This is a genomic window from Exiguobacterium sp. UBA5002 (assembly GCF_002396765.1).
In the GTDB taxonomy this organism is placed as follows: domain Bacteria; phylum Bacillota; class Bacilli; order Exiguobacteriales; family Exiguobacteriaceae; genus Exiguobacterium_A.
The window spans coordinates 15,962-37,502 of sequence record NZ_DGYQ01000048.1 but is presented as its reverse complement, the minus strand read 5'-3'; the positions used below and the strand labels follow the sequence as shown (position 1 = coordinate 37,502).

25 protein-coding genes are annotated in these 21,541 nt (G+C 49.7%); 3 read left to right on the top strand and 22 right to left on the bottom strand.

Annotated elements, in window-relative coordinates; genetic code table 11:
- The first annotated feature begins 48 nt into the window (after positions 1 to 48).
- Positions 49 to 201 (top strand): hypothetical protein, encoded by a 153-nt coding sequence (locus B4C70_RS14495; RefSeq protein ID WP_290780584.1) that lies wholly within the window; start codon positions 49 to 51, stop codon positions 199 to 201.
- A gap of 25 nt (positions 202 to 226) precedes the next feature.
- Entirely contained in the window at positions 227 to 601 is a 375-nt protein-coding gene (locus tag B4C70_RS14490) for a hypothetical protein (RefSeq protein ID WP_290780580.1), read from the top strand.
- Between the two features lies 1 nt (position 602).
- On the opposite strand, the gene B4C70_RS14485 is transcribed toward B4C70_RS14490, so the two are convergent.
- The 19 genes from B4C70_RS14485 to B4C70_RS14395 form a co-directional block, all read right to left on the bottom strand.
- Positions 603 to 1,079: a GNAT family N-acetyltransferase gene (locus tag B4C70_RS14485; RefSeq protein WP_290780577.1), complete on the bottom strand. Its 477-nt coding sequence runs from the start codon at positions 1,077 to 1,079 to the stop codon at positions 603 to 605.
- A 129-nt stretch (positions 1,080 to 1,208) separates the two neighbouring features.
- Positions 1,209 to 1,688: a 23S rRNA (pseudouridine(1915)-N(3))-methyltransferase RlmH gene (gene rlmH, locus B4C70_RS14480; RefSeq protein WP_023469837.1), complete on the bottom strand. Its 480-nt coding sequence runs from the start codon at positions 1,686 to 1,688 to the stop codon at positions 1,209 to 1,211.
- Positions 1,689 to 1,760: 72 nt separating this feature from the next.
- Positions 1,761 to 1,922, bottom strand: a complete 162-nt coding sequence (locus B4C70_RS14475) for a CxxH/CxxC protein (RefSeq protein WP_290780574.1) — start codon at positions 1,920 to 1,922, stop codon at positions 1,761 to 1,763.
- A 145-nt stretch (positions 1,923 to 2,067) separates the two neighbouring features.
- Positions 2,068 to 3,357, bottom strand: coding sequence for a S1C family serine protease (locus B4C70_RS14470; protein ID WP_290780569.1), 1,290 nt, complete (start codon positions 3,355 to 3,357; stop codon positions 2,068 to 2,070).
- A 106-nt stretch (positions 3,358 to 3,463) separates the two neighbouring features.
- A complete protein-coding gene (locus B4C70_RS14465; protein WP_023469840.1) occupies positions 3,464 to 4,255 on the bottom strand; it encodes an MBL fold metallo-hydrolase in 792 nt (263 codons plus the stop codon).
- A 10-nt stretch (positions 4,256 to 4,265) separates the two neighbouring features.
- Positions 4,266 to 5,102, bottom strand: coding sequence for a two-component system regulatory protein YycI (locus tag B4C70_RS14460; protein ID WP_023469841.1), 837 nt, complete (start codon positions 5,100 to 5,102; stop codon positions 4,266 to 4,268).
- 6 nt (positions 5,103 to 5,108) lie between these two features.
- Positions 5,109 to 6,425, bottom strand: coding sequence for a two-component system activity regulator YycH (gene yycH / locus B4C70_RS14455; protein WP_023469842.1), 1,317 nt, complete (start codon positions 6,423 to 6,425; stop codon positions 5,109 to 5,111).
- The gene (gene walK, locus B4C70_RS14450) at positions 6,422 to 8,272 is read right to left on the bottom strand and encodes a cell wall metabolism sensor histidine kinase WalK (protein WP_055969786.1); all 1,851 of its coding nucleotides are present in this window, start codon (positions 8,270 to 8,272) and stop codon (positions 6,422 to 6,424) included. The genes yycH and walK overlap by 4 nt, the downstream gene beginning before the upstream one ends.
- A 2-nt stretch (positions 8,273 to 8,274) precedes the next feature.
- Positions 8,275 to 8,982 carry a response regulator YycF gene (yycF, locus tag B4C70_RS14445; protein ID WP_023469844.1) on the bottom strand — a complete coding sequence of 236 codons (708 nt, stop codon included), beginning with the start codon at positions 8,980 to 8,982 and terminating at the stop codon, positions 8,275 to 8,277.
- A 225-nt stretch (positions 8,983 to 9,207) separates the two neighbouring features.
- Positions 9,208 to 10,500, bottom strand: a complete 1,293-nt coding sequence (locus B4C70_RS14440; RefSeq protein ID WP_023469845.1) for an adenylosuccinate synthase — start codon at positions 10,498 to 10,500, stop codon at positions 9,208 to 9,210.
- 211 nt (positions 10,501 to 10,711) lie between these two features.
- On the bottom strand, positions 10,712 to 12,064 hold the full coding sequence (gene dnaB, locus B4C70_RS14435) for a replicative DNA helicase (protein WP_023469846.1): 1,353 nt from the start codon (positions 12,062 to 12,064) through the stop codon (positions 10,712 to 10,714).
- A 19-nt stretch (positions 12,065 to 12,083) separates the two neighbouring features.
- Positions 12,084 to 12,527 (bottom strand): 50S ribosomal protein L9, encoded by a 444-nt coding sequence (rplI, locus tag B4C70_RS14430; protein ID WP_055969789.1) that lies wholly within the window; start codon positions 12,525 to 12,527, stop codon positions 12,084 to 12,086.
- A complete protein-coding gene (locus B4C70_RS14425) occupies positions 12,524 to 14,509 on the bottom strand; it encodes a DHH family phosphoesterase (RefSeq protein ID WP_290780560.1) in 1,986 nt (661 codons plus the stop codon). The genes rplI and B4C70_RS14425 overlap by 4 nt, the downstream gene beginning before the upstream one ends.
- A 134-nt stretch (positions 14,510 to 14,643) precedes the next feature.
- Entirely contained in the window at positions 14,644 to 14,874 is a 231-nt protein-coding gene (gene rpsR, locus B4C70_RS14420) for a 30S ribosomal protein S18 (RefSeq protein ID WP_023469849.1), read from the bottom strand.
- Positions 14,875 to 14,918: 44 nt separating this feature from the next.
- Positions 14,919 to 15,437: a single-stranded DNA-binding protein gene (ssb, locus tag B4C70_RS14415; protein WP_023469850.1), complete on the bottom strand. Its 519-nt coding sequence runs from the start codon at positions 15,435 to 15,437 to the stop codon at positions 14,919 to 14,921.
- A gap of 23 nt (positions 15,438 to 15,460) precedes the next feature.
- The gene (gene rpsF, locus B4C70_RS14410; protein WP_023469851.1) at positions 15,461 to 15,748 is read right to left on the bottom strand and encodes a 30S ribosomal protein S6; all 288 of its coding nucleotides are present in this window, start codon (positions 15,746 to 15,748) and stop codon (positions 15,461 to 15,463) included.
- Between the two features lie 120 nt (positions 15,749 to 15,868).
- Positions 15,869 to 16,969, bottom strand: coding sequence for a redox-regulated ATPase YchF (ychF, locus tag B4C70_RS14405; protein WP_214856537.1), 1,101 nt, complete (start codon positions 16,967 to 16,969; stop codon positions 15,869 to 15,871).
- Positions 16,970 to 17,198: 229 nt separating this feature from the next.
- On the bottom strand, positions 17,199 to 17,387 hold the full coding sequence (locus tag B4C70_RS14400) for a DUF951 domain-containing protein (protein ID WP_023469853.1): 189 nt from the start codon (positions 17,385 to 17,387) through the stop codon (positions 17,199 to 17,201).
- On the bottom strand, positions 17,359 to 18,288 hold the full coding sequence (locus B4C70_RS14395; RefSeq protein WP_290774220.1) for a mechanosensitive ion channel family protein: 930 nt from the start codon (positions 18,286 to 18,288) through the stop codon (positions 17,359 to 17,361). The genes B4C70_RS14400 and B4C70_RS14395 overlap by 29 nt, the downstream gene beginning before the upstream one ends.
- A 182-nt stretch (positions 18,289 to 18,470) precedes the next feature.
- On the opposite strand from B4C70_RS14395, the gene yyaC reads away from it, so the two are divergent.
- Entirely contained in the window at positions 18,471 to 19,088 is a 618-nt protein-coding gene (gene yyaC, locus B4C70_RS14390; RefSeq protein ID WP_290780557.1) for a spore protease YyaC, read from the top strand.
- A 37-nt stretch (positions 19,089 to 19,125) separates the two neighbouring features.
- On the opposite strand, the gene B4C70_RS14385 is transcribed toward yyaC, so the two are convergent.
- The 3 genes from B4C70_RS14385 to rsmG are packed head-to-tail and all read right to left on the bottom strand — an operon-like array spanning position 19,126 to position 21,536.
- Entirely contained in the window at positions 19,126 to 19,890 is a 765-nt protein-coding gene (locus tag B4C70_RS14385) for a ParB/RepB/Spo0J family partition protein (RefSeq protein WP_290780555.1), read from the bottom strand.
- Positions 19,891 to 19,928: 38 nt separating this feature from the next.
- Positions 19,929 to 20,771 (bottom strand): nucleoid occlusion protein, encoded by an 843-nt coding sequence (gene noc / locus B4C70_RS14380; RefSeq protein WP_023469857.1) that lies wholly within the window; start codon positions 20,769 to 20,771, stop codon positions 19,929 to 19,931.
- 48 nt (positions 20,772 to 20,819) lie between these two features.
- Positions 20,820 to 21,536 (bottom strand): 16S rRNA (guanine(527)-N(7))-methyltransferase RsmG, encoded by a 717-nt coding sequence (rsmG, locus tag B4C70_RS14375; RefSeq protein WP_290780552.1) that lies wholly within the window; start codon positions 21,534 to 21,536, stop codon positions 20,820 to 20,822.
- Between the last annotated feature and the right edge of the window lie 5 nt (positions 21,537 to 21,541).

Sequence of the window (21,541 nt, the reverse complement as noted above, 5' to 3'; positions counted from 1 at the left end):
TCGGTATAGTGTAGACAAGGCCACTATCCTTTCAAGGAGGTATAGCTTATGCGAAATATTTTGATTTTAATTGGTGTCATCGTAAGTGGTGCAGGTCTCTATATGGCACTAGAAAGTCACGTGCCTTCGTTACTCGTTACCGGTATCATCATGTTGTTTGGTTGCGGTATCGGTCTCATCACAAAAGAAAAGTCGGAGTAATTTTTGTCTAGTCAGGGGGATAACTATGATTCAACAATTCATCAAGGAACAACAGTCGCACCGTACTATTGGCGGTTTTATCGCTAAGTCTGTCGATCCGATCCTCGCCCACGTCAATCCATCGCGTTTACAAGACAACGATCTTGTACTGTTGATTCAAGCGGACCAATCGATTATTGTCTCTTTCGCTAATTCACAAGATCAATCAGATTGGACGCCACTATCACGAGAGCAGATTCATCGATCGAAAAGTCTACTTGCACCTAAGACATGCTATTTCAAAATTAAGCACGGTGAATATGGCGGAACCTATTTGATTTCACCAGATTTGATTGTGAATGATCAATTCAAGAGTGAGAAGGATTATTTAGAAGTTCTATCATCAACAACGAATAAGTAACTCATAAATGTTTTATCAAGACGATTTCGTCTTTAATCGGAACTCCCTTTTCATTGTACAACGGGATTTCCGGTTTTATTTTGCGTGCAAGTTCCACGGCATTCGGAATCACTTTTGATACTGTATATCCCCGATGCTGATAGAAACGTATCGCATGCTCATTATCATTCGTCGTAACGAGTGTCAGCAAGTCGCATTGTTGCTGTGTTGCCTTTTCCTCTACCACTTGCATCAATCGTGAGCCGATTCCTTTACCTTCTTCAAGACTGTCCAGTGAAATGATTTCGCACGTCTGCGAAGTCATATGATAGGTAATCAGTCCAATGATTTCATGATCATCGTTCTTGGCATAAAACCCATCTAACAGACTGCAATCATGAACACCTGTCGACGTTACCATTTGCGAACTACCCCAGTGCTTGGTAAAAAAGGCTTTAACCTGACTACGTGTTTCCTCTTCAATGACCTGAATAACCATTATGTCCTCCTTTCATTTATATACATTTCGTCGTCTTTGTTAATTATGATATAAGAGTTAATCTTACTAACTAAAAAAGACCACCTAGAGTATCAGTTAATACACTTAAGGCGGTCATCTAAATACTGCTTATTTGTGATAAGGCTCATTCCGATTAATCCGATACGCTCGATAAATCTGTTCACAGAGGATCATCTTCATCAACTGATGCGGGAATGTCATCTTTGAAAACGAGATCGTATCATTTGCACGCTGCATCACTTCTGGTGCAAGACCAAGTGATCCGCCGATGACGAAAGCAATTTTACTCTTGCCGTATGTCGCGAGTTGATCGAGTTCTTTTGCGAACTGTTCACTCGTCCGTTGTTTTCCTTCGATAGCAAGTGCGAGGACGTGAACGTCAGGTCCGATCTTCGCTAAAATCCGTTCGCCCTCTTTTTTCTTCACTTGCGCCATCTCCGCTTCACTCAATTGCTCCGGTGCCTTTTCGTCCGCGACCTCGATTTCTTGGATCGAACAGTAGGCGCCGAGACGCTTCGTATATTCAGCGATGCCTTGCTTCAAATACTTCTCTTTTAGCTTTCCGACCGTAATGATGGTAATTTGCATCTTATTTCTCGCTTTCTGACAGAAAATTCAGGAGTTATCCACAGAGTTATCCACAAATCCACATGTTGATATTTATTTTTTGCTTGACACAAGATATGTTGCCGATGCGTCACAGTATTCACAGGTGATGTTTTTTTCTGGATTTAGCTGATCGAGAATCGGGTATTGTTCTGTTTCATCTACGATTTCGTCAAGCGCGAGCTCGACATGTTCTAAACAGACGTACTTATCCACAGGTGGTCTCCTCCTTTCACTTATCCACATTTATCCGCTTCCAGTATAACAAATATCGACCTTCCTGACCGGAAAAGGCGCAGGTTTCCTCACTCAAAAAAACCATCCACAGGTCGGACCTGTGGATGGTTTTTCAGATTATGCTTTACTGAACAGTTGGTGACTGAGCTGACAACTTCACATCTGCTGTCTGTTTTTCACCGCCACGGTAGAACGTGACTTTGACCGTTTCGCCAACTTTTGCATCCCGGTAGAGAACACTTTTTAGATCAGCGAACGATGCGATCGCTTTTCCGTTGATCTCAACGATGACATCGTTTGCCTTCATACCCGCTTTTTCGGCTCCGCTGTTACGTGTCAGACCGACGACGACGATTCCTTTCGTGACATCATTCGGTAATTTCAGACGATCTTCGCGATATCCGCTTGGGAATTCCTGCACGTCACGAATCTGAATCCCGAGCTGTGGACGAACGACTTCACCATTTTGCTCGAGATCACGCATGATTGGTAACGCTTCGTTGATCGGAATCGCAAACCCGACTCCTTCGACACTTGCTTCCGCGATCTTCATCGAGTTGATCCCGATCAATTGACCGGCTGTGTTGATGAGCGCTCCACCCGAGTTCCCCGGGTTGATCGCTGCATCGGTTTGGATGACTTCCGTGTTGAAGTCTTGCTGTCCATCCTTGTTCGTATCGACTGGAACTGTCCGTTCCTGCGCACTGATGACACCGCGTGTGACGGAGTTCGCGAAGATTCCGAGTGGGTTTCCGATCGCAAGCACCGTTTCACCGGCACGTAACGTATCCGAATCCCCCAGTTTTGCGACTTGTGTCACTTTCGATGAATCAATCGACAAGACCGCTAAATCGTACGTCGGATCTTCCCCGAGGACTTTTGCCTCGAGTGCTGTTCCATCGGATAACGTCACAGACAGGCGGCTCGCGCCTTCGACGACGTGGTAGTTCGTGACGACGTAGGCTTTATTGCCGTCTTTTTTATAGATGACGCCGGACCCCGCACCCGTTTCCTGATCGGTTCCTTGGAACGAGCTCTGAAGGTTCGTCACGCTCACGACGGCTTCCTTCGTCTTACCGACCGCACCGACGATGTCGGCTTCATCCTCTGTCGTCTGTGTCGCAGTCTGTTCCGCTGTCGTCGACGAAACCGGAGTCGGACTCGTCATCTCATCGCGGACGAACGGCCACGCGACGAGGGCGATCAACAAGGCTCCGACGATTCCGCCGATCAGACCGACGAAAAAGGCTTTTCCGGCACCGCGACGACGCGGTGGTTCTGGTTGTTCTTCATATGGTTCACGATAAGGGCTGATCGGTTCGCTCGTTGCCGGTTGACGGGGCGGGAAGCCGCTCTCATCGGATGACTGTTCGTATCGTTCGGATTCGTTCCGTGGTTCTTCGGGTCGATCCATCGACATACGCCTCCTTTATGACTCTCTTTACACAAGTATACCCCCATCACGTGGCAAGTGAACCAAATGTGGGGGTCTTTTGAGCATATTCAGTAATTTCCCATAATCAAAGCTTTAGGAGCGGCGTCGGAATGACCGGATCCGTGTCGAGAAGCTGAATCTTACTCAGATCGACGTCACGGCTCGCGAGCGTCTGGGAGACACTCATCCGGGCGAGTTCCTTCATGTTGTTGTCCTTGCTCAAATGGGCCATATGGATCCGTTTTGTTCGATCATCAAGGACCTCGCTCATCGCGATTGCGGCATCCTCGTTCGAGACGTGTCCGTAATCCCCGAGGATCCGTCGTTTGACGCTCCACGGGTAATGTCCCATCTGGAGCATGCCGATATCATGGTTCGCTTCGAAGATATAAGCATCAGCGCCCCGAATGACACCTTTCATCCGGTCCGAGACGTATCCGGTATCCGTGATGTGCGCCAACCGTTTTCCTTCATGGGCGAACTGGAAAAACATCGGATCGGCTGCATCGTGACTGACGTTGAACGATTCGACTTCGATGTCACCGAACTGCTTGACCTCTCCGACTTCCCAGAGGAACTTCAGCGCCGGATCAATCTTACCGATCTTCGCTTCCATCGCTGCCCATGTCTTTTCATTCGCATAAAGCGGGATATTGTACTTCCGTGCCATGATGCCGACGCCTTTGATATGGTCGGAGTGTTCATGGGTGACGAACAGACCATCGATGCCATGCGGCGACCGGTCGATCTGGTCGAATAAGGCGAGCATCGCCTTACCGGTCAGTCCCGCGTCGACGAGCAAGCGGGTCTGTTCACTTTCGATATAGAGGGCGTTCCCCGTCGAGCCACTGGCCATGACGCTGTAGTGTAGGCTCATCGTGCATTCCTCATTTCTCTGAGACTGTATCCAATCGTTCGACGGTCTGGACGCCGCCGTCAATCGCATTGACGAAGTAGACTTCTTCATTATCGAGCTCGATTTGCCACGTCGGCGGCAGGATTTGAACGGATTCCGTTCCTTCCGTGACGAGACAGAAATAACCGAGCTTGTGACTCGTCAACCGTTTTGATGCCGGGAATAAACCTTGCTCCGACAACTGGACGATCGCTTCACTTGCTGATAACAACGTCACGTCCTGTGCTTGCCGGACGACCTTGTTCAAGTGGCGTTGTTTGTAGCTGACGATTTCCTTCGCATCGTTGAGCTGCAAGACGAGCAGGGACGGTCCAATCATCGCATCGTCCTCACGTGACTGCTGTGGTGTCGAATAGAGTGGTTGTCCCTTATACGTCTGAACGAATGTCATCTCCTGATACTTACTATCATACTTCCAAAATGTATATTCGGCACCATATCGAACGGATGCTTGAACGAACGATGAAGCAGAATCCCGCATCGTCTTCGCATCGAGTCGATACGGTTTCGTCAACCGGACCGACCACTCGACATCGTTCTTGACGGAGGCGACCGCGTCACGAATCGGTGAACTCGCGAGTGGCGCTAGCGTCCGCGCATCGACTTCGGCTGTTAAATAGCCGATGTCTCGCGTAACCGGTTGTAGCTTTTTCTCATCGATTTGACGATCCTTCAAGATCGATTTACCGGTCGCACTCGTCGCGACGATCCGCGGCTCGACCATCCGGTCCATCAATTGAATGGCGAGGTAGACGTTCAGGATCAAAAAGGTCAGCATCAATAAGGTCTTCGCTTTACTCCAGTCCATTCATCCTCACCCCTCATTCCCGACAGCTTGATTGATCGATTGCCAGACGCCATCGATTTTGATGAACCACGTCGGCTCAAAGACGGCATAGCGGCTCGTTGAAATCTTATACGTCATCTCATATCCAATCCGGATTCCACTGATCTCTTTTAAGAGGTCAGCACGACTCAGACGTTCGAGAACCGTTTCAACAGCTGGCACCGTTTCTTCCCGAAGGATGAGCTTCCGCTTCGCTCGGAGCATGCTACGACTGAGCGACCGGACTTGATTTTCCTCATACATGATCTTCAGTGTCGCAAGATCGAACTTCGTCTGTTCGAGTAGCGGACCACTCTCCCCAAATACCGGATACCGGTTCAAGTACAACCGGAACGTCGCCGTCTGTTCCTCACTCTTTTTACTCATCTGATCAAAGTAATACCGGAAACCACTGCGTTGGGTATCTTGATCGAGCCAGCCCCCATGAATGTTGACATAGCTGACGAGCGTGCTGTAATCGACCGTCGAGCTTTGCGTATTCGGCGATAATGTATTGAAACGATACACATTATAGTTTCGGTCATACGTCGAAACGCTGACGCCGTCCGTTAAGACGTCGAGATCATCCCGACTCTTGATTTGCTGGACGTTCGAGTTCTCGGCAAAAAAGGCACTCCGAATGCGGTCGAGTGGTTTCGGCGATTGCCCGACCTCGTCATAGACGAAGACTTGCTCTAGTCGCGTCGTACCGCTCGCGACATACGTATAATCGCCACCTTTGAGTTCGACGCGTGTCATCGGTTTTTTCTTATCATGCGCGAACAGTCGCTTCAGAACCGTCTCATCGCCGACGAGCTTGAAGTCCTTCAGGCGACCGGTCGCCGACTCGAGACGGAGGATTGGTCCATCATAATCGAGTAAATAGAGTCGTTTGATCGGTTCCGAGAAGGCGATCTGTTTTTCTCCGAGTAACTCTTCAAGAATCGTCGCACTGATCGGTGTCGGGAAGATCATCTCGACACTCCGGTCACCGACCGGGATGTTGTTCGCTTTATCCGTCAAGACGAGGACACCGATGTTAAACGACGCACCGATTCGGTTAAGGAAGGTCCGACCGATGATTTGTGTCTGATAGATCCCTTCCTGATCCGAATAGACGAGTAGTTCCGGGTTGATCAGTTGGTTGCTTTCAATCGTCTTTGAGGCATCGATCTCGTTGAACGAGACCTGTTCCCGCTCGATTGATTCACTGCTTGGATGATAGGTCCAGAGCATCGCTGTCTGAGCGATCGAACCGGCGACGAGCAGGACGAGTAACAGCGAACTCCAGTGTTGTTTCTTCATCCGGCATCCACCTCTTCGATCACCTCATACGGAAGCGTGAAGTAAATCGTCGTGCCGCGTCCCCATTCACTTTCTGCCCAGATGTCGCCACCATGTGCCGAAACGACGTCTTTTGCGATCGACAGACCAAGACCGGTGCCGCCGATTTTACGGGCGCGGGCTTTATCGACACGATAGAAGCGTTCGAAGATTTTTTGGAGATTCGCTTTCGGGATTCCGACACCTTCATCCTTGATGCTGATGACGATCCGTTTTGCCCGGAGCATCGTCCGGACGGTGATCGTTCCGCCTTCCGGTGAGTACTTGATTGCATTCGTCAGGATGTTATCTGCGACCTGAATCAATTTATCCTGATCACCACGGATATAGACTTTCCGCTTCATGATCTTACGACGGAAACGAATCCGTTCCGGCTTCGTCATGTCATGTCGATCGAGAATCTCATTCAGGAACTGAATGTAATCGAAGCGGACCTTGTTCATTTTGTATTCCTTACTGTCCATCTTCGACAGTTGTAAGAGATCGGTGACGAGGCGGATCATCCGCTCCGTCTCATTTTGTGTCGTCTCAAGGAAACGCGGTGCGAGTTCCTCGTCCTGATACGCGCCTTCTGCCAAGGCTTCAAGATAGCTGCGCATCGTCGTCAGCGGTGTCCGGAGCTCGTGACTGACGTTCGCGACGAATTCGCGACGATCCTGTTCGACTTGCTCCTGTTCCGTGACGTCATGCAGGACGACGATCATCCCGGTTATTGGACCACTGTGTTTCTTGACGGGCGAGAAGAATGCCCGGACGAGGAACAGTTCATCCTCACTACTGAAATCAAGTAGACGCGGTGGCATCGTACCGTCTTCCGGAATCATGAAATCATCACCAAGTGCCAGTAAGTCCTTCAAGTTCGTGCCGACGACGCTCGCATCATCCGCACCGACGATATCCTTCGCTTGATCGTTCATCAAGATGACGCGCAGCGTCCGGTCCGTCGCGATGACGCCATCGGTCATATTCTCTAGGACACTCGTCAACTTCCGCCGTTCAGCTTCCGTCGTCGCGTTCGCTTCGAGTAGCTCATCCGTCAATTCGTTGAACGAACGAGCGAGCTGACCGATCTCATCGTCCGAATAGACCTTAACCTTCCGCGAGAAGTTCCCGCGTCGCATCTCGATCGCTTGACGCCGCATATCGGAAATCGGGCGCGTGATCGTCCGCGACAGCAAGACACCAAGAATCGACGTGATGACGAGAGCGATGACCGTTCCGGTCGCAAGAATCCGCGTGACCTGTTGCATCTGCGAATAGATCGACTCCATCGAGGCGCGGACATAAATCATACCGGTCGTGACACCATCTCGTTCCGAAGTGACCGGTACGGCAAAGATTCGGATCTTATCCTCTGATTCCGGATCAAGCACGGTGTCCGTCCGGGTCGAGCTCGTTGCCTGTGCTTTTTTAATCAATGAATTCGTCGCCCGTTGTCCGACTGCTGATTGGTTCTCGTTATCCGACGTTGCCTGGATGATTGAGTCCTGGTCGATGATCTGGACTTCGAGGATGTCGTTCCTTGAGGTGGAGCCATTACTAAACTCAGACAGCAGTTGCCCTAGTGATTGGGACAACTGCCGTTTGGAGGCTTCATCATCGCCTGTTTTATCGAATTCCTTCCCGACGTTATAGGCGACAAGACCTGCCCGGTCCTCGACCGACTTCGAGAAGTTCGTAATGTACTGCTTTTCAAGGGAACGAACGAAATAGACGCCAATGACCTGCATCGCCACTAAGATCAATAAGGCATAGATGACGACGAGTTTCCATTGGATGGATTTAAAGAAGTTCGTTCCTTTTAACATCGTTATTCATTCTCCCCGTCTTGGAGATAATAGCCGACACCACGACGCGTCATGATGTAAACTGGCGTACTTGGGTTATCTTCGACTTTCTCACGGAGACGACGCACCGTTACGTCGACTGTCCGGACGTCACCGAAGTAGTCATAGCCCCAGACCGTCTGTAACAAATGCTCACGTGTCATGACTTGACCGATGTTTTTCGCGAGGTAGTGCAACAATTCGAACTCACGCTGCGTCAGCTCGATCTTTTGATCCTTACGTGTCACCGTATGCGAATTCGTATCGATATACAGTTCTCCGACTTTGAGTGGACCTGGTCCAACCGGTTGTGGTGTAGCTTCCGGACTCGTGTTGCGTAAGTGGACTTTCACGCGGGCAAGTAACTCGCGCGAGCTGAATGGCTTCGTCACGTAATCGTTCGCGCCAAGCTCAAGACCAAGTACCGTATCGATCTCGGAATCCTTCGCTGTCAACATGATGATCGGAATCTTCGACGTCTTCCGGACTTCCCGGCAGACCTCCATCCCGTCCATTAACGGGAGCATGATGTCGAGTAACATCAAATCCGGTTTGAACTCCTCGAATTTCTCTAATGCCTCCACGCCGTCATTTGCGATCGCGACCTGGTAGCCTTCTTTTTCTAATTTAAACTTGAGTATATCTGCAATCGGCAACTCGTCATCGACGACTAGAATTTTGCGTTCCGTCACTGGGTGTGCCCCCTTAAAAATTTCTATTCAATCTATTTTACCTGTTTTTTCGGCATATAGAAAGGTGGCGACGGAAACTCCCGGCGCCACTCTCTCTGCTGTTCGTCGTCTCACGAGAGAGGTTCCACGTGAAACACTGTATTTAGTATACCTGTTTTTGCTTCCGTTTGTGAACCATTTCGCACAAAAAACAGCCTCTTGCAGGATGCAAGAGGCTTTTGAGACTTATGCTTCTTCGTAGAGATCACGCAAGACGACTGTCTGTTCACGACCCGGTCCGACCGAGAACGTGACGAGCGAGATACCTGTGAGATCCGCAATCCGCTTAACGTAGTTCTGTGCGTTCAACGGTAGATCCTCAAAGCGACGGACACCTGTGATGTCCTCTTTCCAGCCTGGAAGTTCTTCGTAAACTGGAACACATGCTTCGAGATCACGGAAGCTTGCTGGGTACTCATCGATCTGTTTTCCGTTGAATTCGTACGATGTACAGATCTTCAACGTGTCGAGTCCTGTCAAAACGTCGATTGAGTTGAGCGCAAGATCCGTCAACCCACTTGTACGGCGCGAGTGGCGAACGACGACAGAGTCGAACCAACCAACACGACGCGGACGTCCTGTCGTCGTCCCGTATTCACGACCGACTTCACGGATTTGGTGACCGATGTCATCGAACAATTCCGTTGGGAACGGACCGTCACCGACACGTGACGTGTACGCTTTACAGACACCGACGACGTGATCAATCCGAGCTGGACCGACACCGACACCCGATGCGACACCACCGGCAGATGCGTTCGATGATGTAACGAACGGGTACGTTCCGTGGTCAAGGTCGAGTAAGACACCTTGTGCGCCTTCGAACAACACTTTTTCGCCGTGATCGAGGCTATCGTTGACGACGACGGATGTATCGCAGACGTATTTCGCGAACTCTTGTCCATACGCATAGTACTCTTCGAAGATATCGTCGAACGCGATTGGTTCAGCGTCATACATCTTCGTGAACATCCGGTTCTTTTGGTCGAGAACGATCTTCAACTTCTCAGCGAACGTTTCTTTGTCGAGTAAGTCTGCCATCCGGATTCCGATTCGTGCGGCTTTATCCATGTAGCACGGTCCGATTCCTTTTAGCGTCGTTCCGACTTTTGCGTCGCCCTTCGCTTCTTCTTCTAACTGATCCTGCAACTGATGATACGGCAAGATGACATGCGCCCGATTCGAAATTAACAAGTTATCCGTTGAGACACCACGATCGTGCAGATACTTCAATTCCTTGACGAGTGATTTCGGGTTGACGACGAGACCGTTCCCGATGACACATTTCTTATCCGAGTAAAAAATACCTGATGGGATCAAGTGCAATTTGTACGTCTCGTTATTGAATACGATCGTATGTCCTGCATTGTCTCCACCTTGATAACGTGCTACGACGTCGGCTTGTTTCGAAAGAAAATCGGTGATTTTCCCTTTTCCTTCGTCGCCCCACTGTGTTCCGACTACTACTACTGATGACATCTTATCATCCACCTCCACGTACGATTCAAAACCACGACTAAGTGTAACGCGATAAAAAAGAGAAGTCAACCAAATACCGAACAATTAATTGTTACAATTCTCTTTCGTTCGTTTAATTATCGTTTTTGGTGAACAAACTGAGAATCTTTAGGTGAAAATAAAAAAAGCTACGTTTTATCTCCGATTGATCGAAGACAAAACGTAGCTTGGATTAAGCTGGTGGCGCGTACGAGTTGCTTGGCTCGAGATCCACGAACTTGTTGAATTCTTTTCGGAAGGCGAGCTTGACGGTACCGGTTGGACCATTCCGCTGTTTTGCGATGATGATCTCAATCGTATTCGCATCTTCCGTTTCTTTATTGTAGTAATCGTCACGATACAAGAAGGCGACGATATCGGCATCTTGCTCGATTGCTCCCGATTCCCGGATATCCGACATCATCGGTCGCTTATCTTGACGGCTCTCAACCCCACGGGAGAGCTGCGATAAGGCGATGACGGGGACTTCGAGTTCACGCGCGAGTGATTTCAAGGAACGGGAAATTTCCGAAACCTCTTGTTGACGGTTGTCGCTGGAGCGACCATTCCCTTGAATCAGCTGCAAGTAATCGATCATGATCATCCCAAGACCGTGCTCCTGCTTCAAACGACGGCACTTCGCCCGGATATCGTTAACCCGAATCCCTGGTGTATCGTCGATGTAGATGCCGGCTTGAGACAGGTTACTCATCGCAAGCGATAACTTGCCCCAGTCCTCTTCCTCGAGTTGACCAGTCCGCAGACGCTGCGCATCGACGTTTCCTTCGGCACAGAGCATCCGCATGACGAGCTGTTCGGCACCCATCTCAAGACTAAAGATGGCGACGTTCTCGTCAGCGCGTGTCGCGACGTTTTGCGAGATGTTCAAGGCGAACGCCGTCTTCCCGACCGATGGACGTGCTGCGACGATGATTAGATCGTTACGCTGGAAGCCGGCCGTCATCTTATCGAGATCCTGGAAACCCGTCGGAATCCCCGTCGTCTCGCCGCTTTGCTTATGCAATTTATCAATCGTTGCATAGGCACTAGTCAAGACGTCCGAGATCGGGATGAAGCTCGCGCTCCCTTTTCCTTGTGATACTTCGAGAATCTTCCGTTCTGCCTCATTCAGCAGGACATCGACCTCGTTTTGCCGCTCGTATCCGTCAGTGACGATTTCACCCGCCGTCCGAATGAGACGCCGAAGCGTCGACTTCTGGTCAACGACGTTGACGTAGTAATTGATGTTGGCTGCGGTTGGTACACCTTCCGCTAGTTCCGCTAGATACGGTAGACCACCGATCTCATCTAGGATGCCAAGCGTACTCAGCTCGGCTGTGACCGTGACGAGGTCGATCGCTTCGCCTCGGTCGGACAGCACGAGCATCGCTTCGAAGATCCGTTGGTGAGAGGCACGGTAAAAGTCCTGCGGTAACAGACGTTCCGATGCACTGATCAAACGATCCGCATCAATCATGATCGCCCCTAGGACGGCTTGTTCTGCCTCGATGCTTTGGGGAGGCATATTTTGCATGACTTCACTCATCACCGATCCCCTTTTCTACTCACGCCTCTTTGACCTGAACGTTCAGCGTCGCTGTCACTTCGTTGTGTAGCTTCAATGGTACCTTCGTAAAGCCGAGTGCCTTGATTGGGTGCTCGAGCTCGATTTTACGTTTGTCGATTTTGTAACCCATGCTCTTGAGTGCTTCCGCGATCTGTTTGCTTGTGACAGAACCGAAGACACGACCGCCTTCACCGGCTTTCGTCGAGACGATGATCGTCTCTTTTTCGATTTTCTCTTTTAACGCTTGCGCGTCAAGCAAGTTCTGTTTCGCTTCTTCTGCTGCTTTACGTTCATGTGCTTCATGTTGCTTCAAGTTGCCAGTCGTCGCAGGACGCGCCAACTTTTTCTTGAAGAGTACGTTATTTGCATAAGCATCGGCCACGTCTTTGACGTCTCCTGCTTTACCTTGTCCTTTTACATCTTGTAAGAAAATAACCTTCATTCTGATTCCTCTCCTTTTGTCTCATCTTCTAGATATTGATCGATCGCTTTACGCAACGCATCCGCGACCGTGATGACCGATTCTGACATCTGTGTCGCCGCGTTCGTCAAGTGACCGCCGCCTCCGAGCGTCTCCATGATCAATTGGACGTTGACTTCTCCAAGGGAACGGGCACTGATCGCTGTCCGTCCGTCTTGAAGTTCCGCGATGACGAAGGCAGCACGAATGCCTTGAAGCGACAACAATTGATCGGCCGCTTGTGCGATCAAGACTTGATCGTAAATGACGCCAGGTTCCGCTGTCGCAATCGCCATCCCTTTCGTATAGACCTCGGACCGCTCGAGGATATGTGACTGCTCGACGTACGTCTCAAGATCCTGACTGAGGAACTCTTGCACGAGCACCGTGTCAGCACCTTGTGAACGCAAGTAAGAGGCAGCATCGAACGTCCGCGATCCGGTCCGAAGGGCAAAGCCTTTCGTATCGACGATGATTCCGGCAAGTAACGCCGTCGCTTCAAGCATCGATAGCTTTTGATTCGTCGGCTGGTACTCGATTAACTCGGTGACGAGCTCTGACGTCGACGATGCGTAAGGCTCGAGATAAACGAGGACCGCATCTTCGATGAAATCCTCCCCACGCCGGTGATGATCAATCACGACCATATGCTCGAATCGATCGAGTAACGTCGGTACGACGACGAGCGACGGTTTGTGGGTATCGACGACGACGAGTAACGTCTGATCGTCAATCAACTGATCGGCTTGAAACGCATTGACGAACCGTGTCTCGAGTTGTGGTACTTCAGCGATCTCGTCCATCATCCGGCGAATCCCGCGTCCGATTTCTTCTGGCGGTAAAACGATATGCGCTTCCTTATCGTTCATTTCCGCAAGCTTCAAAATGCCGATCGCTGATCCGAGTGCATCCATATCCGGATTCTTATGCCCCATGATCAGGACACGGCTTGATTCCTGCATTAAATCACGAAGCGAGTTGGCAATGACCCGTGCCCGGACACGTGTCCGTTTTTCTGTCGGGTTCGTCTTGCCGCCATAAAAGCGGACTTTCCCGTCGCGTTTGATGACGACTTGATCGCCTCCCCGTCCTAATGCGAGATCGAGACTCGACTGAGCCATCAGACCAAGCGTCGGAATCGGGTCACTTCCGCAACCAATTCCGATCGATAACGTCAACTGGACACCACGCTGACTCGTCTCTTCGCGAACGGTATCGAGAATCGTGAACTTCGATCGTTCGAGAATCCGGAGATTCTCTTCTGTCGTGACGATGAAATATCGATCGGACGCGGTCCGCTTGATATACGTTCCGTGTTCGGCTGCCCAGTGATTCAATAGTTGAGTGACACGACTGTTCAACTCACTGCGCAACTGATCTTCGATACCTTGTGTCATCTCATCGTAGTTATCGAGATAGATGACGCCGATGACCGTCTGATTGTCGACGAGTTGTTGTTCGACTTGTGCCTCTTCTGTCATATCGAACAGATAGAACGTCCGGTTCTCATGATTTGAAAAGACGCGATATACGGCATCACCGATTTCAAGCGTCGCTTGGTCCTCATTCGTCGCGACCATCTCGATGAATAAGGGATCGAGCTCATTGAGCGTCTGTCCCATCGCTACATCATCAAATATGTCCCGCATCGGATCATTGAACCAGGTGACGAGGGTATCCTCATCGTATAACAAAATCCCGATTGGCATGTTCGTCAACGCATCTTGTCCCGTCTCCTCGACTTGCATCGAGATTCCGGCGACGTACGCCTCCCATGCCCTGCGTGCACGACGTTCTTCGAATAGGTGCAATCCGAAGAGGAGGGCAGTCACGACGGCTCCGATAGCAGAGATGATCGGTTCACGTACAGCGACGACGAGAAGCAGACCGACGATTAATAGATACGGAATGAAGCGAACGATGCGTCGTTCTCGTTCCGGTGATACTTGTTGACCTGACTCCATCGTGTCCTCCTTATATGCTCTATAGGGTTCATTTAAATTTTTAGTAACTTGTTTATTATAACCGAAAAGCAGGAGGGGATGAAAGGGAAGCGAAAAAAAGCACCATCCTCACGTATGAGGATGGTGCTACGAAATCAGTCAGCCACGTATGGGATTAAAGCCATTTGACGTGCGCGTTTGATTGCGATTGTAAGTGGACGTTGGTATTTCGCTGAAGTACCAGTCACACGACGTGGAAGAATCTTACCGCGTTCCGAAATGAAACGTTTGAGAAGTTCTACGTCTTTATAATCGATATGAGTGATGTGGTTCGACGTGAAGTAACATACTTTACGACGACGTTTTCCACCTGGACGACGTGCCATGTGATTAACCTCCTTTTTAACTTGGATTTTTCAGGACGATTTCCTTAGAACGGGAGATCGTCGTCTGAAAGGTCGATCGAACTACCGCCGCTGAACGGATCAGCGCCGAAGCCCGAATTCGATGAAGCGGGTGCTGGCGAGGAAGAGTTGTTCTGCTGTTGCTGTGAACCCCATCCTGCAGCATTCCCGTTTCCACCAGTAGATGAAGCGTAGCCTTCGCTACCATCCGAAGAACGGCTCGCGTTACGTGACTCGAGGAAGCGGACGCTATCAGCGACGACTTCCGCACGATAACGGCGTTGCCCTTCTTTATCGTCGTAGCTGCTAATCTGGAGGCGACCCTCTACACCAGCAAGACTACCCTTCTTCAAATACTGAGCAACGTTCTCTGCTTGCTTGCGCCAAACGACGCAATCGATGAAATCAGCTTCTCGCTTCCCATCTTGCCCTGTGAAAGGACGGTCACATGCGAGTGTGAATCGCGTTACCGCAATCCCGCTCTGCGTATAACGCATTTCCGGGTCACGAGTTAACCGACCGACTAAAACGACGCGGTTAATCATCAGAATCACTCTCCTGTTTCAGCTTATTTCTCGTCTTTTGTGATCATTAAGCGAACGATATCGTCACTGATCTTCATGAGACGGTCAAGTTCTTTTGTAGCTGCTGGTTCAGCAGAAACGTTAAGAAGAACGTAGAACCCTTCACGCATATCATTGATTTCGTAAGCGAAACGACGTTTACCCATTTCAGTTGTTTTATCAACTGTACCACCGTTATCAGTGAGGACTTTGTTGAAACGCTCCACTGTTGCTTTGCGTGCTTCCTCATCAAGTTCCGGACGGATGATGTAAAGTACTTCGTATTTACGCATATCTGTCACCTCCTCTTGGACTGGCGGCTCGAATGTTCGAGCAAGGAGCAATAATTCATTACTCACATTCGTTAATACTACCAAAGTATTTTGCTTTATGCAATAACGATTCGTTTTCGATTAGACGTTGAAGCGGAATGTGACGACATCGCCGTCTTGGAAGACATATTCCTTACCTTCAGAACGGTAACGACCTTGTTCCTTAACTGTCGCCATGTTACCTGCAGCTGCTAAATCTTCATACGCAACGACTTCTGCACGGATGAACCCGCGTTCGAAGTCCGAGTGGATGACACCCGCACATTGTGGGGCTTTCATGCCTTTTTTAAACGTCCAAGCGCGTACTTCTTTTTCACCTGCTGTGAAGTATGTCGCAAGACCAAGTGTGCTGTACGCCGCATGGATCAATTGATCAAGACCCGACTCTTCGATTCCGAGATCGACGAGGAACTCTTGACGTTCTTCTGGCTCAAGCTCCGCAATCTCTTCTTCGATGCGAGCACAGATGACGATGACTTCTGCGCCTTCTTTTGCTGCGAACTCACGGACGAGACGAACGTTCTCATTGCTGTCTGCATCTGCGACTTCATCTTCGCCGACGTTTGCGACGTAGAGCATCGGTTTCATCGTCAACAATTGGAAGTGTTTGACGATGGCTGCTTGATCTTCATTCAATTCAGCGAGACGTGCTGGTTTCTCATCTTCGAGCAACGCTTGCACGATTTCAAGTGCTTCAAGCTCAGCCGCTGCGTTTTTATCGCGCGACTTGACTTGTTTTTGAACACGCTGAATCCGTTTTTCGACCTGCTCAAGATCTGCGAGGATCAATTCGAGGTTGATCGTCTCGATATCATCGATCGGTGAGACTTTTCCGGCCACGTGTGTGATGTTTTCATCTACGAAACAACGTACGACCTGACAGATCGCATCTACTTCACGAATGTTCGCGAGGAATTTATTTCCGAGCCCTTCCCCTTTAGACGCACCTTTTACGATACCGGCGATATCCGTGAATTCGAATGCTGTCGGGATCGTCTTTTTCGGGTTGACGAGTTCTGTCAATTTCCGAAGACGTGCATCTGGTACTTCAACGACACCGACGTTCGGGTCGATCGTTGCGAACGGATAGTTCGCTGCCTCTACACCTGCTTGTGTGATGGCGTTAAAAAGTGTTGATTTTCCTACGTTTGGTAAGCCAACGATTCCTGCTGTTAATCCCACTTGGAATTCCTCCTTTTCGGTATTTCCTAGGAAATCCGTGCTAGCGGCCGCAGTGGGTAGAATGATTACACCACGTCAGCACATCTTTCACAATTATAGATAGTTCATTTTTTTTAAGCAAGGAGCTCGACTGTCTTTTTTAATCACGCTCTAATCGAACACAATCACTTCGCTTATGAAAGACAACGAAAAAGCGGATGTGATTACGAGAATCACATCCGCTTTTTCGTCACTCTGGTAAGACTTTTTTCAATCGTTTATCAAAATCACGACGTGGCATTAAAATGCTCGCCCCGCAACCTTGACATTTGATTCGGATATCCATGCCGACCCGAATGATCTGCCATCGGTTCGTTCCACATGGATGCTGCTTCTTCATCTCAACATAATCATGGAGTTGATACGTTTTTGGAATCATCCGTCTGTCCACCATTCTTTTGTTCTGGATTCATCATGACCATCCGTGGATACGGGATCTTGATGTTTTCTTCTTCGAGTCCTTGCTTCAATTCCTTCCGGATCAGACGACCAGCTTGGAAATGTTGCATCGGTGGTACTTCTGCCATCAAACGATAGACGACTTCTGAAGGACCAAGTGTCTGAACACCGAGCATCTGAATCGGCTCGACGAACATATCGACATACTTCTTCGTCGTCCGGTCTGCAATCTCACGCAAAACTTGTTCGACACGTTCAAGATCCTCATCATAAGAGACTTGGACATCGACGAGTGCGAAACTGTTGTCGACCGAATAGTTCGTCACTTGTAAAATCTGACCGTTCGGGATGATGTGGATTTCTCCGTTGAGTCCTTTGAGTTTTGTCGTCCGGATACCAAGTTCCGTCACGACGCCTTCGATTACACCGACGCGTACATAATCTCCGACTTTAAACTGACGTTCGAAGATGATGAACGCTCCTGTAATGATATCTTGCACCAAGTTCTTCGCACCAAACGAAATCGCGAGACCAGCGATTCCGGCACTGGCAACGAGACCGGTGATGTTGATTCCGAACTGACTAAGCACTGTCAACAACATGATGATTCCAAGTACGTAACGAATCGCATTTTGGAGCAACTTCAACAGCGTCTCGTTCTGTCGTTGCGCCAAGTAGTCCTGTTCATTGATTTTCCTGATCGTAAAGAGACGTGAGACTGCCCCAGTCAAAACGCGCGTCAACACATAGAACGCCGCGATGATGATGAGCGCAATCAGTAGTTTCATCCCAAAACGAATCCACATATCCGCATCCATTACTTGGTTGATCAATTTATCGACTTGGGCGACGGATTCTTGTACATCTTGATTGGTAGCCATTCTCTCATCCTTTCTTATTCTCTCTATTACGACAGTATACGTGATTTTAATCGAGTTTCAACCAAAGAGCCGATTTTGACGTTAGATTTCTGGAAAAACCGGGAAAGGAAAATCATCTAAGAACCCTTCACTCTTGCCAATCCACCACGACACCGACATCAAGAGAAGAAAGGATGATTTCGATGAACTTCCGCTTTCATTCGCACGAGCCCAAGCCCTATTCTTTCTTTTTAGAATATACGGAACCGTTCGCGAAAGAACGCTTAGCTGAACAATTATTCGAACAAGTCTCTGCCGTCCAAGAAAAACGTCCGATCGTACTCGTCTGCATTGGTTCTGATCGTTCGACAGGTGACTCACTCGGTCCACTCGTTGGGACATTCCTCGAGAAACAAGCGCCTGCTCATCTTCACGTCTACGGTACACTCGCTAAACCCGTCCATGCACTGAATCTCGCAGAAACCATTCACTCGATCCAAACGACCCATTACCGTCCACTCGTCATCGCGATCGATGCGTGTCTCGGTCGCCTTTCAAGTGTCGGACATGCCTTTTTCTCGGAAGGTCCACTCGCACCCGGCGCCGGCGTCCAAAAAGAGTTACCTGCGGTCGGTGACTTCAACATTAAGGCTGTCGTCAACGTCAGTGGATTCATGGAGATGATGATTCTCCAGAACACACGGTTACACCTTGTTTATGAACTAGCGGAACTCGTCGCGAACAGCTTCCACTTACTTGATGCGAAACTCTCCGCTGAATCCACACGGACGACGATTTCTTTCACGCCACGCTCGATGTAAGCAAAAAGAAGCGAACCGTCGCCCGGATCGCTTCTTTTTAGTGATCCGATTCAGGTAATAACAAGTCGAGCAACCGATTGAGGTCGTCTTCGTCTATAAAATCGATCTCGAGTTTCCCTGCTTGTTTTCCTTGTTTAATCCGAACGGTCGCCCCGTATTTTTCGCGAAGTGATTCCTCGACGAATTGAACAGCGGTCGCTTGTTGCGGACGGGCGGCTTCCTTACGTTCCCGAAGCGCCTGCTCTAACCGACGGACGTTCCAGTTCTCCGCCATGACCCGTTCTGCCATCTGTTCGATCTTCTTTGGATGTTTCAGCGACAGGAGCGCGCGGGCATGTCCCATCGATAGACGCTCATCCATGACCGCTTGTTGAACGAGTAACGGCAATTGTAGTAACCGAAGACTGTTCGTGATGTGCGAACGACTTTTGCCGACACGCTGCGCAAGCTCTGCTTGCGTGATACCGAATTCCTCGATCATCTCCGCATACGCCATCGCCTCTTCAATCGCGGATAAATCCGCCCGTTGGATGTTTTCGATCAAAGCGAGCTCCATCACGCGTGTCTCGTCTGCTTCGATCACGAGGACCGGTACACGTTCGAATCCTGCGCGACTCGCTGCTTGATACCGTCGTTCGCCGGCGATGATTTCATAATAGCCATCACATGGTCGGACGACGATCGGTTGGATCATCCCGTGCCGAACGAGTGATTGGGCGAGTTCTTCTAATGCTTTTTCATTGAATCGTTTCCGGGGTTGAGTCGGATTCGGGCGAATCGCCCGAACAGGTAATTCGTTCACTTGCCTTCTCTCCTAAACGTAGCGGAAGGCACGACCGCTTATTCCGGACGTGCCTTCACGATGCGAATCCGCACCTCTACATATTCTTCACAATCGACTTCTTCTTTTTCAATCGTCAATCCGGTTTGCTCGATCATATCGACGGAATCGCGAAGGGTATTTAACGCAATCCGTGTATCCCGAGCAAAGCTCTTATGACGTTTTTTCTTCGGTGGCTGTGGTGTCATCAATCGTTCCACCCGGCGCTCCGTCTCCTTGACGTTCCATTCCCGTTCCAGAATTTCAGCGAGTACCGTTACTTGTAGCGCTTCATCCTTGAGCGGCAATAACGCACGGGCATGACGCTCCGTGATCGTCCGTTGCTTCAACGCTTCCCGGACATCCGTTGGCAATCGAAGCAAACGCAATTTGTTAGCAATCGTCGATTGACTACGTCCGAGCTTACGAGCTAACACTTCTTGCGTGATGTCTTGTAACGCAAGCAAGCGCTCATAGGCTTCTGCTTCTTCGATTGGTGTCAAATCTTCGCGTTGCAGATTTTCAATCAATGCCAGTGAAGCAGTCGTCTCGTCCGTCATCTCTTTGACGATGGCAGGAATCGTTTCCCAGCCAAGCGAGCGCACTGCCCGGTATCGTCGTTCTCCCGCAATGATTTCGTATCCTGTTCCTTGTTTTCGAACGACGATCGGCTGGAGTAATCCATGCTCTTCGATCGTAACGGCTAGCTCTTCAATTCGGTCCCCATCAAACACTGTCCGTGGTTGGAACTGGTTCGCGACAAGTTCTGTCAATGGTAATTCCTGAACCGTCTCTTGTGGGTCAAGCTCGATCGTAGCAGGTTGCCCTCCCTTACCGAGCAGCTTGGCAATTGCATTTCTCACGTTGGCGCACCTCACCTTTATCAGTCATCGTTTCACGTGAAACGGTGTTTAGCTTAATGGATCTTTCGCAGGCGTACCCGCTTTACGCGGATATTTCCCGGGTGTTGTTCGTTTTTTATCTACAATAACGATATTACGCTCACTTTCCTCGCCTGGCAATTGGAACTGGAAACTTTCCCGTAAATTCCCACCGAGTACTTTTAAGGCAATCGCACCATCCTCGAGCTCTTCACTGACTTTCGCTGCCTTCAAGGCAACGAATTGTCCCCCGACTTTCGCAAGCGGTAGGCAATATTCCGCGAGAACGGACATCCGGGCGACCGCACGTGCTGTCACGACGTCGAACCGTTCGCGGAATTGTTTATTTTTGCCGAACTCTTCGGCGCGTCCATGATGGAACGCGACATCTTCGAGTCCGAGTTCCGTCGCCAAATGATTGAGGAAGCCGATTCGTTTGTTCAGTGAATCGACGATCGTCACTTGGAGATGTGGGAACATGATCTTGATCGGCAGACTCGGGAAACCAGCGCCCGCTCCGACATCACAAACCGTCGTGACTGTCGTGAAATCGAAATAGAACGCTGCTGTGATCGAATCATAGAAGTGCTTGAGGTAGACATCTTCTTCGTCCGTGATCGCTGTCAGGTTCATCTTTTCATTCCACTCGACGAGCAGTTCATAATACCGTTTGAATTGATGCAACTGATGTTCTGAGACCTCAAGTCCCTGTGCTGCCAATGCTGTTACGAATTGCTGTTGGTTCATCTCGT

Bases quoted from the DNA above. Each gene is read 5' to 3' on its own strand.
- rpsR (WP_023469849.1), bottom strand. From the start codon at position 14,874: ATGGCACGTCGTCCAGGTGGAAAACGTCGTCGTAAAGTATGTTACTTC.
- rpsF (WP_023469851.1), bottom strand. From the start codon at position 15,748: ATGCGTAAATACGAAGTACTTTACATCATCCGTCCGGAACTTGATGAG.
- B4C70_RS14460 (WP_023469841.1), bottom strand. From the start codon at position 5,102: ATGGACTGGAGTAAAGCGAAGACCTTATTGATGCTGACCTTTTTGATC.
- dnaB (WP_023469846.1), bottom strand. From the start codon at position 12,064: ATGAGTGAAGTCATGCAAAATATGCCTCCCCAAAGCATCGAGGCAGAA.
- yyaC (WP_290780557.1), top strand. From the start codon at position 18,471: ATGAACTTCCGCTTTCATTCGCACGAGCCCAAGCCCTATTCTTTCTTT.
- rlmH (WP_023469837.1), bottom strand. From the start codon at position 1,688: ATGCAAATTACCATCATTACGGTCGGAAAGCTAAAAGAGAAGTATTTG.
- B4C70_RS14400 (WP_023469853.1), bottom strand. From the start codon at position 17,387: ATGATTCCAAAAACGTATCAACTCCATGATTATGTTGAGATGAAGAAG.
- B4C70_RS14490 (WP_290780580.1), top strand. From the start codon at position 227: ATGATTCAACAATTCATCAAGGAACAACAGTCGCACCGTACTATTGGC.
- B4C70_RS14395 (WP_290774220.1), bottom strand. From the start codon at position 18,288: ATGGCTACCAATCAAGATGTACAAGAATCCGTCGCCCAAGTCGATAAA.
- B4C70_RS14470 (WP_290780569.1), bottom strand. From the start codon at position 3,357: ATGGATCGACCCGAAGAACCACGGAACGAATCCGAACGATACGAACAG.
- B4C70_RS14425 (WP_290780560.1), bottom strand. From the start codon at position 14,509: ATGGAGTCAGGTCAACAAGTATCACCGGAACGAGAACGACGCATCGTT.
- walK (WP_055969786.1), bottom strand. From the start codon at position 8,272: ATGTTAAAAGGAACGAACTTCTTTAAATCCATCCAATGGAAACTCGTC.
- B4C70_RS14465 (WP_023469840.1), bottom strand. From the start codon at position 4,255: ATGAGCCTACACTACAGCGTCATGGCCAGTGGCTCGACGGGGAACGCC.
- ssb (WP_023469850.1), bottom strand. From the start codon at position 15,437: ATGATTAACCGCGTCGTTTTAGTCGGTCGGTTAACTCGTGACCCGGAA.
- rsmG (WP_290780552.1), bottom strand. From the start codon at position 21,536: ATGAACCAACAGCAATTCGTAACAGCATTGGCAGCACAGGGACTTGAG.
- yycH (WP_023469842.1), bottom strand. From the start codon at position 6,425: ATGAAGAAACAACACTGGAGTTCGCTGTTACTCGTCCTGCTCGTCGCC.
- rplI (WP_055969789.1), bottom strand. From the start codon at position 12,527: ATGAAGGTTATTTTCTTACAAGATGTAAAAGGACAAGGTAAAGCAGGA.
- B4C70_RS14440 (WP_023469845.1), bottom strand. From the start codon at position 10,500: ATGTCATCAGTAGTAGTAGTCGGAACACAGTGGGGCGACGAAGGAAAA.
- B4C70_RS14485 (WP_290780577.1), bottom strand. From the start codon at position 1,079: ATGGTTATTCAGGTCATTGAAGAGGAAACACGTAGTCAGGTTAAAGCC.
- B4C70_RS14495 (WP_290780584.1), top strand. From the start codon at position 49: ATGCGAAATATTTTGATTTTAATTGGTGTCATCGTAAGTGGTGCAGGT.